Annotated in this window: 10 protein-coding genes; 2 read left to right on the top strand and 8 right to left on the bottom strand. The window is 41.7% G+C overall.

The genetic code is table 11. From position 1 onward, the window contains the following. Nucleotides 1-49 precede the first annotated feature (49 nt). Complete coding sequence (locus tag PGR74_RS06665; protein WP_110688811.1) at nt 50-2545, bottom strand: DUF5686 and carboxypeptidase-like regulatory domain-containing protein; 2496 nt, start codon at nt 2543-2545, stop codon at nt 50-52. Nucleotides 2546-2601: 56 nt separating this feature from the next. Then, nucleotides 2602-3567 carry a KpsF/GutQ family sugar-phosphate isomerase gene (locus PGR74_RS06660; protein ID WP_041504346.1) on the bottom strand — a complete coding sequence of 322 codons (966 nt, stop codon included), beginning with the start codon at nt 3565-3567 and terminating at the stop codon, nt 2602-2604. Between the two features lie 238 nt (nt 3568-3805). Between PGR74_RS06660 and recQ the strand changes: the two genes are divergently transcribed. Beyond that, a complete protein-coding gene (gene recQ, locus PGR74_RS06655) occupies nt 3806-5980 on the top strand; it encodes a DNA helicase RecQ (RefSeq protein ID WP_041504345.1) in 2175 nt (724 codons plus the stop codon). Between the two features lie 38 nt (nt 5981-6018). On the opposite strand, the gene PGR74_RS06650 is transcribed toward recQ, so the two are convergent. Further along, nucleotides 6019-6681: an MgtC/SapB family protein gene (locus PGR74_RS06650; protein ID WP_041504344.1), complete on the bottom strand. Its 663-nt coding sequence runs from the start codon at nt 6679-6681 to the stop codon at nt 6019-6021. A 76-nt stretch (nt 6682-6757) separates the two neighbouring features. Here PGR74_RS06650 and nhaD point away from each other — a divergent pair, with 76 nt between their 5' ends. Then, nucleotides 6758-8164, top strand: a complete 1407-nt coding sequence (gene nhaD / locus PGR74_RS06645; protein ID WP_041504343.1) for a sodium:proton antiporter NhaD — start codon at nt 6758-6760, stop codon at nt 8162-8164. Nucleotides 8165-8194: 30 nt separating this feature from the next. Here the strand turns inward: nhaD and PGR74_RS06640 are convergent, their stop codons facing one another. From PGR74_RS06640 to PGR74_RS06620, 5 genes are all read right to left on the bottom strand, one after another. After that, nucleotides 8195-9463: an adenylosuccinate synthase gene (locus PGR74_RS06640; protein ID WP_041504342.1), complete on the bottom strand. Its 1269-nt coding sequence runs from the start codon at nt 9461-9463 to the stop codon at nt 8195-8197. Nucleotides 9464-9554: 91 nt separating this feature from the next. After that, complete coding sequence (locus tag PGR74_RS06635; RefSeq protein ID WP_041504341.1) at nt 9555-10007, bottom strand: Fur family transcriptional regulator; 453 nt, start codon at nt 10005-10007, stop codon at nt 9555-9557. A gap of 83 nt (nt 10008-10090) precedes the next feature. After that, nucleotides 10091-12301 (bottom strand): RelA/SpoT family protein, encoded by a 2211-nt coding sequence (locus PGR74_RS06630; RefSeq protein WP_041504464.1) that lies wholly within the window; start codon nt 12299-12301, stop codon nt 10091-10093. Nucleotides 12302-12324: 23 nt separating this feature from the next. Next, on the bottom strand, nt 12325-13149 hold the full coding sequence (murI, locus tag PGR74_RS06625) for a glutamate racemase (RefSeq protein ID WP_041504340.1): 825 nt from the start codon (nt 13147-13149) through the stop codon (nt 12325-12327). Nucleotides 13150-13243: 94 nt separating this feature from the next. Then, nucleotides 13244-13759 (bottom strand): OmpH family outer membrane protein, encoded by a 516-nt coding sequence (locus PGR74_RS06620; protein WP_041504339.1) that lies wholly within the window; start codon nt 13757-13759, stop codon nt 13244-13246. Nucleotides 13760-13800: the final 41 nt, after the last annotated feature.

Genomic DNA, 13800 nt, shown 5'->3' with positions numbered 1-13800 from the left:
CACCCAAAAATGATCAAAAGTGACAATTTGCCTATACGATAACTCTCCGTCAGAAATTCAAATGCAAGGAAAAATTAATGGCAAAATTATCCACGTCCTGCCTATCTTTATCCTTCCGATGAGTTATTCTCCACATGGCATCGATACGAATAAATCGAAATATATTTTCAACACCGAACCCAGCCTCTATATAAGGTTTCGAAACCGAAGACATTCCTTGGGGAAAGAGCAACAAAGCTTCCGTGTCGGGTCGGCTTCCGTTATTTTTATCGGACAAAGATCCCCACAACGCTTTTACTGTCGCCACCTCGCGCCACTTCAACCGCTTCATTAACGGAATTTTACTCAAGAAAAATCCCCGGAAATGATGTTCCCAGAAAACAGCTCCCCACAAATCCGAGGCAAACTCGTAGAAATTCATACAAGAAAAAGCATAAGGATCATAGAAATAGGTCGCATTCCCTTCATGCAATTTCAACAAAGGATAGGGAACTTTTCCGAATATTTTCCCTCCGGACAACATAACGTCGCTGTAACCTATCGGAGCAATCGTAAAATCATGTTTAACGGAAAGCTCCAAACGTTGATAATTGTATTGACTGTTAAAAACCCCTTTTACACCTGCGATCAAATCCATACCGACAATAGGGTATTTAGACCCCATAGACATCTTGTCGAAAGTCTTACGTACCACTACCTCATTTTTAGAAAAACGCAATCCCAAGCGGAATTGTGAGGTACGGATCTGGCTTACCTCCATACTATCCGGACGGAAAAAATCCACATAAGGGGTAGGAAACATCTGTCTGTATTCATAGGCAAAAGTATTGGTAAACCACGACCACCACTCTTTTTCATACCGTAAATCAAATTGATTGATAAGCGTCAATTTTTCATTATTACCCCGGGAGAAAATAGAACTTAAAATATTTCCGGTAGTGAAAGCATTTTCGCTCGCACCCAATTGAAGCACATCATGTTTACCCCCGATCGTCATTTTGGAAGTCGGCAACGTATTGAATACGATCTCCACACTCCCCCCTCCTTTAAATTCATTGTCTTTCGTACTGTAAGCACCGTAACCGCTCAGGCGTATTTTCTTGCTGAATTCACTCGTGGTACGGGCTCCCAGCTGGAATCTTGCACCTTCCAGCTTATTAAAACTGAATAACTTATAATAAGGTCCCAACTCCACTTTTTTCACCGGATAATAACCGAACAGCACCGTATTGATCAAATCATATATGTTTTGATACAAAGGCACATTCTTTATCGAGTCTACCATATTATAGATATTCTGTTCCCGTTCGCTCAACTGATAAGGACGCACCGACTGCCAATAACTCTCATCATTCTTCAACACATCCTCACTCAATATCATATCATTATCCAACCTGGCAATTTCCGGCGGAATATCCTCGTTAATCCTTACATCTGAATAGTCGATTTGCCGGTGTCCCATAAAAGATATCAACTTAGAGGAATCTTTCATTTGCACGGTAAAATCCGCCATGATTTTGTCCTGTTTCAAAAACCAGGTCGAATCATTCACCAGCTCGTTGGTATTTTCAATCACCAAATCTCGAATCCAGTTTACATTTAATCCCTTTACCATACGCAAGGTAGCGGACTCCAAAGCCCAGGTCAAAGAATCGATATTGATCTCTCCGTCGAAAACCGGAATCGATTTTCCCTTGGGATGGAAACGAATCTTATATATCTTTCTCCCTTCCTTTTGAACACTATCCACCAAAAAATATTTATAATACATCAATCCGTGTTCACTTAAAGGACTGGCAAAGTTTACTTCAAAAATATTAATATAATTATCATACAGGTTCACGTTCACGTGCAGATGTCCCGTGAATTGGGCCAGGGTATAATCTTCTTCTATGCCCGATATACGACTGGCTTTTACAATTTCCCTGCTTAAGCGGGGGTTTTTCCGATAATAATAGTCAGCTGAAGCTTCCGAAATCATAACGGGCAGATAAGCTTTACCCGTTATAACAGAGGTATCGATATATTGAAATATAAAGCCGAAATTCTTTTGCAGTTTTTTATTTCTAAATTCCGGTTTTATATTGGCCACGTCCAGTTCCATTTTGGTATAAGTGGAACAATGATAAGAGTCCTTCTCGGCCGGGTTGTTTCGTCTCTTATTTTTAGAGATATTACGCAAAATAGCGTGAGCAGGATTCTCCCCCGGAGTCACCATCACTTCTTCTAAATCCGTAACAACCGGTACCAGTTTAAAGTCCACCGTATTGAATGCTCCCGGCTTTATCTTTACCACCTGCCGCTCGTAAGAAAGATAAGCCGCCATAATCTCCGACACTTCAGCGCGGGTTTCAATTGTATAATATCCGTCAAAATCCGTGGTAATTCCGATCGTAGTTCCGACAAAAGAGATACTTACCAAAGGTAAAGGCTCTCCCGTTTTGGCATCGGTCACCCGTCCGCGTACTTTAGTTGTTTGTGCCGATAATTCGGTAATCCATAAAGACAAAAATAAAAATAGAATGAATTTTGCGCGTTTCATCATATTCAAAATCTCCCACTTTTAAATTTTTCATTGCCACCTTTAAAATCATGATCCCATCAAACCACCCCTTCGCGCAATATGTCATGTAAATGAACGATTCCCTTATAACGTAACTTCTCGTCAACAACGACCAGTTGAGTAATACTATTTTTTTCCATCAACCGATAGGCGTTATAAGCCAACTCCTCTTCAAAAATAGTCTTCGGAGACTTCGACATAATATCGTTTGCCGTCAATCCGTCGACATCTTCATATTTCTCCATCATTCTCCGTAAATCACCGTCTGTAATAATCCCTATTAGTTTCTCGTTTTCGTCCACAATAGCAACAGCTCCCAATCTTCCTTTCGACATCGCTAAAATCACCGGACGAATTCCCGCTTCCTTCTTGATACAAGGACGATTATTTTTATCAAAAACATCTGCGACCCTTAAATACAAACGTTTTCCCAAAGAACCTCCCGGATGATATTTAGCAAAATCCCGACTAGAAAAACTTCTGCAACCGATCAGACACATTGCTAATGCATCTCCTAACACTAATTGTGCCGTAGTTGAATTTGTCGGGGCTAAATTTAAAGGACCGGCCTCTTTTTCCACTTTTGCCTTCAAAACATACATCGCATTTTGTGCCAAAAAAGAATCGGTATTAGAGACCATGGCTATGATGTTATGATTACCTATATTCCGTATCAACGGGACGAGTACCTTTATCTCCGGAGTATTTCCACTTTTTGAAACGCAGATAACCACATCCTCCTCCCGGATCATTCCCAAATCACCGTGAATAGCATCAGCGGCATGCATAAATATAGCCTGAGTACCCGTTGAGTTTAGGGTCGCTACAATTTTCGTCGCTATGATGGCACTTTTACCGATACCGGTAACAATGACGCGTCCTTTGCTCTCGTAAATCAATTTTACGACAGCCTCAAAGTCTTTATCTATGTATCGGGACAGATTCTGAATAGCTTCGGCCTCATCCCGAATCACATTCAAGGCGATTGATTTTATGTCTACCATGCTCCTTTTCGTTTATTAATTTCAAAAAACGAGTTTCAGCAAAAAAAAAAAATCAAAATTTATTGCACACTCGGTTTTTGTCTATAACTTTACTAAGGGCAAAAGTATTATTTTTTTACGATTGCCCCAAAAATGTGTAGGAATAGATTTATTATCGCCTATTTTGTTTGTACAAAAAAATTAAGTTATAAATTTGCACTCCCTCCTATGGAGGTGTGTAGAAATTTTTAATAAAATCATGGGATTGCAAATTGATTTACATGCTAAATTAAAAGAGTATTTCGGTTTTGATAATTTTAAAGGGAATCAGGAGCAGATTATTAAGAATGTACTGGCAGGAAACAATACTTTTGTTTTAATGCCTACGGGAGGGGGAAAATCTTTATGTTATCAACTGCCCGCTCTCATTCTGGAAGGGACAGCGATTGTAATCTCTCCGCTGATTGCTTTAATGAAAAACCAGGTGGATGCAATGCGCTCCTTTAGCGAATCTGAAGGCGTAGCTCATTTCATGAACTCTTCTCTCAGTAAAAACGACATATTAAGCGTAAAAGAAGACGTACTCAACGGCAAAACAAAATTATTGTATGTAGCTCCGGAGTCATTAACCAAAGAAAGTAATATCGAATTCCTCCGTAAGGTCAATATCTCTTTCTTTGCCGTGGACGAAGCGCATTGTATCTCCGAATGGGGGCATGACTTCCGTACGGAATACCGGAAAATCCGTCCTATCGTGGAACAAATAGGGAAAGCTCCCATAATCGCCTTAACGGCAACGGCAACACCGAAGGTACAACACGATATTCAGAAAAACTTAGATATGCTGGATGCCCAAGTATTCAAATCTTCTTTTAACCGTCCTAATCTATATTACGAAGTACGACCGAAGATCGATCCGACAAAAGACATCATCAAATTTATTAAAAACAACGAGGGTAAATCAGGCATTATTTATTGCCTGAGTCGAAAAAAGGTAGAAGAACTGACAGAAGTCTTATGTGTGAACGGCATCAAAGCAGCCGCTTATCACGCGGGGATGGATGCGGCAACCCGGAGCATGAATCAGGACAAATTCTTAATGGAAGAGGTAAACGTCATTGTCGCAACGATCGCTTTCGGTATGGGCATTGACAAACCGGATGTCAGATTCGTTATCCACTACGATATACCCAAAAGTCTGGAAGGATACTACCAGGAAACCGGACGCGCGGGAAGAGACGGAGGAGAAGGTTATTGCCTGACTTTTTATAGTTATAAAGATATTCAGAAATTAGAAAAATTCATGCAGGGGAAACCCATTGCGGAGCAAGAGATAGGTAAACAACTTTTGTTTGAAACCGTCTCTTACGCGGAATCTTCCCTATGCAGGCGAAAAGTCCTGTTACACTATTTCGGTGAAACCTACGAGGAAGAAAATTGTGGTTCCTGCGATAATTGCCTGTTCCCCAAAAAAGAATTCGAAGGGAAAGAATATTTGATCGACGCTTTAAATACGATTCTGGAAGTTAAAGAGAAATTCAAGGTCGAGCATCTGGTAAATATTCTGATGGGAGAAACCGATTCTACTATAAAATCGTATCATCACGACGAACTGGAATCTTTCGGTATCGGTTCTGAAAAAACTCCCCAATTCTGGAATATGGTTTTCAGAAGAGCCTTAGTTAGCTGTTATATAGAAAAAGATATTGAACAATACGGTGTCATTAAATTAACTCAAAAAGGACACGAATTTTTAAAAGAACCTAAAGATTTTATGCTGATGGAAGATCATAATTTTGAAGAATCTGAAGAGAAACTTCAGGAAAAGGGGGGTGTTTCAGCGTTAGACAGCACATTATTTGCCATACTGAAAGATTTAAGAAAAAAGATAGCCAAGAAAAACAATCTGCCCCCTTATGTTATTTTCCAGGACCCGTCACTGGAAGACATGTGTATCAACTATCCGATTACCCTCGAAGAGTTAGCTAACATACAAGGAGTAGGAACAGGAAAGGCTCAAAAATATGGTAAGGAGTTTGTCGAGGTGATCAAACAATACGTGGATGACAACGAAATCGAACGGGCTCAGGATATGGTAGTTAAAACCGTCGCCAATAAATCCAAATTTAAGGTATACATCATACAAAATATCGACCGCCAAATCGATCTGGAAGACATCGCTTCCGCAGAAGGATTATCTTTTGAGGAATTAATCAAAGAGATGGAGGCTATTGTATTTTCAGGTACCAAATTGAACATCGACTACTATATTAACAAAATCCTCGATGAAGAGCAGCAACAGGAAATATTCGATTATTTCATGGAAGCCAAGAGCGACAATATCGGAGATGCTTATGATGAGTTCGACGGGGATTACGCGGAAGAAGACCTGAGGTTGATGCGTTTGAAATTCCATTCCAAACATGGAAATTAAACCAATAGAAAAAACTGCCCTGTAAGGCAGTTTTTTTTTCATTCCATACGGTCTATCATCATATCCGGAAGATGTTGCATATATTGAAATAACAAACTTTCATCCCCTGCCCTTCTCGTTTTTATAATTAAAGTCACCCGGTAAGTCGAAGAATCACCTAATTGTCCGGTTTCCGTCGAATAACTTGCGATAGTATGTCCTTTGCGTTCGATCTCATCCGTGACCAATTTAATATTTTCACGCGCACTTGTCGTGAACACCAACAATACACTCCGTAACCCTATCCTCTTAAACAAATACCCCAACCCTTCAAGTCCCAGTAAAGTCAAAACCATAGCCCCGACACCCAGCCAATACATTCCGCCTCCCACGGCAAGTCCGATAGCTGCTGTTGCCCATACCCCTGCCGCGGTCGTCAAGCCGCGTACAAACTGTTTCTGAATAATAATAGTACCGGCCCCCAGAAAACCTATCCCGCTCACCACCTGCGCAGCTATACGACTGGGATCCAACCCTATACCCTTATCTCCCAAAACATCTTCAAAACCATATTTTGAAACAATCATAAACAAAGCGCTACCGCAAGCGACCAAGAAATGTGTTCTAAAACCAGCCTCTTTGGCCCGGTATTCCCGATCCAAACCGATAATCGCACCTAAAACACCCGCAACAAATAATCTAAAAATAAAATCCCAAATCATATCCTCTCTTTTCTATTTATGAATACCAACAAATTTACGCAAAATAACGTATGATGTTTATCAGAAACAAAAGAATATGATCACAATTGCTATCTTACTATTCATCATAGGTTACACGTTTATTGCCCTCGAACATTCCCTTGGGGTTAATAAAACCGCTACGGCCTTGGTGTTAGGAATGCTACTCTGGACCCTTTGTATCTTTGCGGGCCCGGATATCATTATCTCGGCCAACAACACTTCTTTCCATGAATACGTTACGGCAAATCCCTCTCTGCATTCTCTCTCTCTCCGGGAGCAAGCCATTCAGTATCTTATTAACCTGCAAATAATAGACCACTTAGGGAATATTGCCGAAATTTTATTTTATTTACTCGGGGCCATGACAATCGTCGAGATCATAGATACGCATCATGGCTTCGACATCATTACCAAGCAGATAAAAACAAAAAGTAAAAGAAAGTTATTGTGGCTTATCGCCTTTCTTACTTTTTTCATGTCGGCCGTATTAGACAATTTGACGACAGCCATGGTGATGGTCATGTTGTTACGTCGCCTGATTACGGATCGAACGGAACGATGGATATTCGGAAGCATCGTCATCCTCGCCGCTAACGCGGGCGGAACCTGGACTCCCATAGGAGACGTCACCACTATTATGCTCTGGATACACGACAACATAACCGCCGCTCGCATTATGAAACAACTTCTACTTCCCAGCCTGATCTCTATCGTGATACCCCTGATCATCGTCTCTTTTCAGATCAAAGGAGATACGGCTACCGTTTCCAACGCATCATCAACTACCGGCAACAATTTACCCGTCTCCCATCGCGAGCAATTTATTATTCTTTTACTGGGAATCGTCGGTTTGCTGTTTGTCCCCGTTTTCAAATCCATAACCCATTTACCGCCTTTTGTCGGCATCCTATTAGCTTTAGGCATGTTATGGATATACCTTGAGATTCTTTACAACCGCAAAAAAACACCCGCTACGACTTTCCCTTACCGAGTCTCGGCCATACTCCCCAAAGTAGATTACTCGACCCTACTCTTTTTCCTTGGCATCCTTTTGGCCGTTGCCGCTATAGAAACCGTAGGAATATTAAATCATATGGCCACCTTCCTTAACGAGAAACTGGACAATGTCTACCTTATCGACGGTATCATCGGATTACTGTCTTCCATCATCGATAATGTTCCTTTAGTGGCTGCCGCCATGGGCATGTATCCTCTCGTTACCCCGGAAACGCAACCCCTCACGCCCTATTTAATGAATTTCGTCACGAACGGTACCTTTTGGGAACTCCTGGCTTATTGCGCGGGAGTCGGGGGCAGCATCCTCATCATCGGCTCCGCAGCCGGTGTTGTGGTCATGGGGTTAGAACGTATCAATTTCGTTTGGTATCTCAAACATATCACATGGATCGCCCTCCTCGGTTATCTCGGTGGTATCGCCGTTTATATCTTACAGAAAATATAAATGGAGTGTCCTCCGACACTCCATTTTATATTACTCCTGATAACGGACGATCGTTTGTTCCCGATCCGGTCCGACGGAAACGATCTTGATCGGCACTCCCGTCTCTTCTTCGAGAAAAGTCAAATAGTTATTAAACTCTTCCGGAAATTCATCTTCCGAACTCACCCGGGTCATATCGGTTTTCCAACCGGGAAGTTCCACATAAACCGGTTTGATGTTATCATTGATTTCGAAAGGGAAATCCTCTACCTCTTTTCCGTCAATTTCGTAAGCTACACAGGCTTTGATGGTATCGAAAGAATCCAACACGTCACTTTTCATCATAATGAGTTGCGTGACACCATTTATCATAATGGCATATTTTAACGCAACCAAATCAATCCAACCGCAACGACGACGTCTTCCAGTAACGGATCCGAACTCATGTCCCAGGTCGCACAACCGATCTCCCACCTCGTTTTTCAGCTCCGTGGGGAAAGGACCGCTTCCGACACGGGTACAATAGGCTTTAAAAATACCGTAAACCTCTCCTATACGGCTCGGGGCCACCCCCAGCCCGGTACAAGCTCCGGCACAAACGGTATTGGACGAGGTCACAAAAGGATAAGAACCGAAATCGATATCCAACATCGTTCCCTGTGCCCCTTCCGCCAAAATAGACTTTCCGGCTTTCAACGAATGATTGACCTCATGTTCGCTATCTACCAATTGAAATTGTTTCAAATATTCGATTCCCTCAAACCACTCTTTTTCAACGGCAGACAAATCGTATGAAAAATTCAAACTCTTCAATATCTGTTCGTGACGAGCTTTTGCTTTCGCGTATTTAGTATCGAAGTCATGTAAAATATCCCCTACGCGAACGCCATTACGACTGATCTTATCCGTATAAGTCGGTCCGATTCCCTTCCCCGTCGTTCCCACTTTGGCATCTCCTTTAGCCACCTCATAGGCAGCATCCAAGAAACGATGTGTAGGAAGGATCAAATGGGCTTTCTTAGATACATGCAATCTCTTCTTCAAATCATGACCGGACGCCTCGAGTGCCTCTGCTTCCGCCTTAAATAAAGCAGGATCCAACACGACACCATTCCCGATAATATTTATTTTATCCCCCTGAAAAATTCCGGAAGGGATAGAACGAAGAATATATTTTTCACCGTTAAATTCCAGCGTATGTCCCGCGTTAGGACCTCCTTGGAAACGAGCAATCACATCGTAATGAGGCGTTAAAACATCAACGACCTTTCCTTTTCCCTCATCTCCCCACTGTAACCCCAGCAATACATCTACTTTCATTTGATACTATTTTAATTATAATCGCCGCGTAAGCACAACGATTTTGGATTATAAAACAATTACTAAAAAAACAAACGTACAAAGGTAATATTTATTTCGAAGCAGCCAACTTGCAGTCGTGACAGACACCATATATATAAAGCATATGATGATGAACCGAAAAATCATATTTATCCTCCACGTGCTCAACGATCTCCTCCAATCGAGGGTCTGCAAACTCTTCCACCTTTCCGCATACCTTACATACAATATGTTCGTGTTTCCTGTTGTTGTAAGCTTTTTCAAACTGGGCAATATTATTTCCGAACTGATGTTTTATCACCAGTTTGCACTCCAACAGCAAATCAATCGTATTATACAAAGTTGCCCGACTTACCCTGTAATTTTTATTCTTCATAAAAACATACAAAGATTCGATATCGAAATGTCCTGTATGAGAATAGATCTCATCTAAAATAGCATATCGTTCCGGTGTTTTACGATGTCCTTTTTGCTGCAAGTAAGTAGTAAAAATCTCTTTTACCGTCTCCTTTATTTTTTCCATTGAGTCCAAAGCACTTGATTTATGACTTTGCTAAATTACAACAAATCTCGAAAACATGCTCATCTAATTTAGAAGAATTTTAATTAAAGGTCTATATTCTCCACTCGAGATACGTTTTCCACTCCTTTCAACGAAGCTATTTTCATCATCAGATTGTTTAAATCCGCCGTATTATGTACGTATAAATGAATCATTCCTTCGAATATTCCGTCTTTCGTTTCAAAATGCACCGTGCGCATATTCACGTTATTCTCCTTAGAAATAATCATTGTAATATCACTCACGATCCCCATACTATCAATACCGTTCAATTTAATCACGGCTAAAAAAGACATAATCTTATGACTAACCCACTTGACAGGCACAATTCGATCCCCGTAACGGGACATTAAACGAATGGCTTCGGGACATTTACGTTTATGAACGGTAATCTTATCGTCGATCTTCATTCCGACGACATCATCGCCCGGAATAGGATTACAGCAAGGGGCAATAATAAAATCGGAGGCATCCTCCACAACATCATTAAAGACCTTTTCATCCTTTTTCTTTTTATCTCCCGCTCCCCCCTCTTTCGCCGCATCTGATCTGTCGTTTTTGAAAAACTGTAATTTCCAGTATTTTACAAATTTATTTTCCGATTTTCTTTTCAATGCCCTCTTCACCTCTTCCACATCCAGATGCCCTTTAGCCAAGCTAACAAACAAATCCTCTTTTGCATTCAATTTCAAATGATTGAGTGCTTTCCTCATTGTCTCTGGGGAATCGGGTAGACGCATATCCTCCAGCAATTTCTCAAAAATCATTCCGCCATTCCGGACCTGCTCTTTCTTTTCCTTCCTGCAAGTCGCACTTATATTCGTTTTCGCCTTGGCCGTAACCACGAAATCTAGCCAATCGCCCTGAGGCTTTTGCCTATCACTCGTCAACACCTCCACCTGATCTCCGCTTTGTAAAACATGACTCATGGGAACCAACTTATGATTGACCTTTGCCCCGATGCAGGAATTTCCGATTTCGGTATGGATATCATAAGCAAAATCCAAAGCCGTTGCTCCTTTGGGGAGAGTTTTCATATCTCCCTTAGGAGTAAATACCCGGATCTCTTTCGCGTATAAATTCATTTTGAATTCATCCAGAAACTCTAAAGCGTCCGTCCCCGGTTGTTCCAGCATCTCTTTGATCCCAGCCAGCCATTTATCCAATTCGGAATTAGCATCCGTATCGCCCTTATATTTCCAATGGGCGGCTAATCCCCGTTCCGCGATTTCGTCCATACGTTCCGAACGAATCTGAACCTCAATCCACCGTCCCCCCGGTCCCATTACCGTCAGATGCAATGCCTCATATCCATTCGCTTTCGGAACACTGACCCAATCCCGTATACGCTCGGGTTTGGGACTGTACAAATCCGTAATCAGGGAGTATATGTTCCAGCACTGCCATTTTTCGGGTTGATTACTTTTGGGAACGAAAACAATACGTACCGCCAGCAAATCGTATATTTCCTCAAACGAGATATGGCGACGTTGCATCTTAGACCAAACAGAATAGACGCTCTTGGTACGTGCCGTAATCTCAAACCGGTAACCATTCTCCGCCAAACGCTCCCGTATAGGAATAATAAACTGCTGAAAAAGATTCGTATTTTCGGTTTTATAGGCTTGAATCCGTTTTTCTAAAGCTTTATACTCTTCCGGATTTTCATATTTCAAACTCAAATCCTCCAATTCGGTTTTTATCGCATGCAGTCCCATACGATGAGCCAAAGGAGCATAAATATACAACGTCTCTCCCGCTATTTTCACCTGCTTATGTTCGGGCATGGAGTCTAACGTGCGCATATTATGCAAACGATCGGCAATTTTAATCAGAATCACACGAACATCATCAGCCAAAGTAAGGATCATTTTTCGAAAACTTTCGGCCTGCTTCGTGGTATTCGATCCCATCACCTCACTGATTTTCGTCAATCCATCCACGAGAGAAGCGATTTTAGGCCCAAACAGATTGGATATATCTTCTACCGTGTAATCCGTATCTTCCACGACATCATGCAGCAAAGCGGCGATCACCGACTTCGTTCCCAAACCGATCTCTTTCGTCGCGATTTTGGCCACAGCAATCGGATGAAGAATATAAGGTTCTCCGGATTTTCTCCGAACCCCCTGATGCGCCTCGTTGGCAAACTCAAACGCCACCCGAATTAACCTCTTATTCTCTTCAGTGGTCCCCTTCCGCATGGAATTCAATAAATCCTCGAAAGCTGCCTCTATTATTTCCTGCTCTGTCATATCCATCATGATTTAGGTCACGGTTATATCTCTATATGCCGGGAAGTTACGTCCGATTGCAGGAATAAAGCCGCCATCCGGTCAAACATACCCCCTTTTTCAGTCGTATAATATATGATTTTCCCCTCTTTGGAAAGCCGCCCGTCAATTTCAGGATGACGTTCCAAATAATCTTTTAAACTTCGGGCCACCAAGCCCCCCTGCTCAACAACAGTCACGCCCTCGGGTATAATCTCATCTATTTTCTCTCTTAACAGCGGATAATGGGTACAGGCCAATATAATCGTATCTATCATCGGGTCTTTTTCCATTAGCTCCTGAACATATTTTCTTACAAAATAATCCGTCCCCGGCGAATCTATTTCGTCATTCTCCACCAGAGGAACCCACATGGGACATGCCTGTTGCGTAACCCGGAGTCCCTTTTCCGAATGTATCTTGGCAATTTCCATAAGATAGGAACCGGAAGCCACGGTACCCTTGGTCCCCAATACCCCGATATGCCCGTTCGTCGTAAAACGGGGAACAGCCTCCACGCTGGGACGAATAACCCCCAGCACCCTTCTTTCCGGGTCAATCAAAGGTAAATCCACCTGCTGAATCGTACGAAGAGCCTTGGCCGATGCGGTATTACAGGCAAGTATGACCAACCGGCAATTCATTTCGAATAATTTAAAAACCGCCTGGCGGGTATATTCATAAACGACATCAAAGGATCGGGTTCCGTACGGTGTCCGAGCATTATCGCCCAAATAAATATAATCGTATCCAGGCATCTCTTTCACAATATCTTTCAATATCGTAAGCCCTCCATAACCAGAATCAAAAACCCCTATTGGACAACTCATACTTCTTTTCTATATATAGGTGCTAATATAACCTTTTTCGAGATATTAAACAAAAAAAAAGCCGCCATCGGCGGCTTTTTATATCGGATCGACTTTATAGAATCCCGAGTTTCTTCTTAATCAAAGGCAATACATCATCGCTATTATCAGCTGCAAACAGCAATGCACCGGCTGCAAAGATATAGGTATACCCATTCTCTTTTCCCACTTCGGTAATCGCTTTTTTAATCTTTTCAAGAAGCGGAGCCATCAACTCGTTTCTCTCTCTATCCAATCTTTCACCTGCATTCGTATCAAAATCCTGTATTCTTTGATTCATTTGTTGCAATTCCTGCTCTTTCGTTTCTCTGATAATATCAGTCCACGTTTTCGCATTTTGCTGATACTCTTGATACTTTTTGGCAAACTCCGCACGCATATCCTCAGACTCTTTCCTTGCAGCCTCAAATTTCTGTTGTATTTTCGTCTGTACATCCTTAAATTCCGGCATTATACTTAACAGCTTATCCGTATCTAAATGCCCTAACTTTATAGGACTCGTCTGAGCCGAAGCTGTAAGTGCAGCAAAAATAAATGCTACAAAAACAAAAAATTTCATTGTATTCCTCATAATGTTTGTCTATTTGATGATTTACAAAAGTAATAAATTAA

The sequence above is a fragment of the Sanguibacteroides sp. AM78-02pH3A genome (assembly GCF_027666085.1).
GTDB lineage: Bacteria > Bacteroidota > Bacteroidia > Bacteroidales > Marinifilaceae > Gabonibacter > Gabonibacter massiliensis.
This window is presented reverse-complemented; position numbering and strand designations above follow the sequence as displayed.

Coding starts and splice junctions, on each gene's coding strand:
- PGR74_RS06665 (WP_110688811.1), bottom strand. CDS start 2,545: ATGATGAAACGCGCAAAATTCATTCTATTTTTATTTTTGTCTTTATGG.
- PGR74_RS06660 (WP_041504346.1), bottom strand. CDS start 3,567: ATGGTAGACATAAAATCAATCGCCTTGAATGTGATTCGGGATGAGGCC.
- recQ (WP_041504345.1), top strand. CDS start 3,806: ATGGGATTGCAAATTGATTTACATGCTAAATTAAAAGAGTATTTCGGT.
- PGR74_RS06650 (WP_041504344.1), bottom strand. CDS start 6,681: ATGATTTGGGATTTTATTTTTAGATTATTTGTTGCGGGTGTTTTAGGT.
- nhaD (WP_041504343.1), top strand. CDS start 6,758: ATGATCACAATTGCTATCTTACTATTCATCATAGGTTACACGTTTATT.
- PGR74_RS06640 (WP_041504342.1), bottom strand. CDS start 9,463: ATGAAAGTAGATGTATTGCTGGGGTTACAGTGGGGAGATGAGGGAAAA.
- PGR74_RS06635 (WP_041504341.1), bottom strand. CDS start 10,007: ATGGAAAAAATAAAGGAGACGGTAAAAGAGATTTTTACTACTTACTTG.
- PGR74_RS06630 (WP_041504464.1), bottom strand. CDS start 12,301: ATGACAGAGCAGGAAATAATAGAGGCAGCTTTCGAGGATTTATTGAAT.
- murI (WP_041504340.1), bottom strand. CDS start 13,149: ATGAGTTGTCCAATAGGGGTTTTTGATTCTGGTTATGGAGGGCTTACG.
- PGR74_RS06620 (WP_041504339.1), bottom strand. CDS start 13,759: ATGAGGAATACAATGAAATTTTTTGTTTTTGTAGCATTTATTTTTGCT.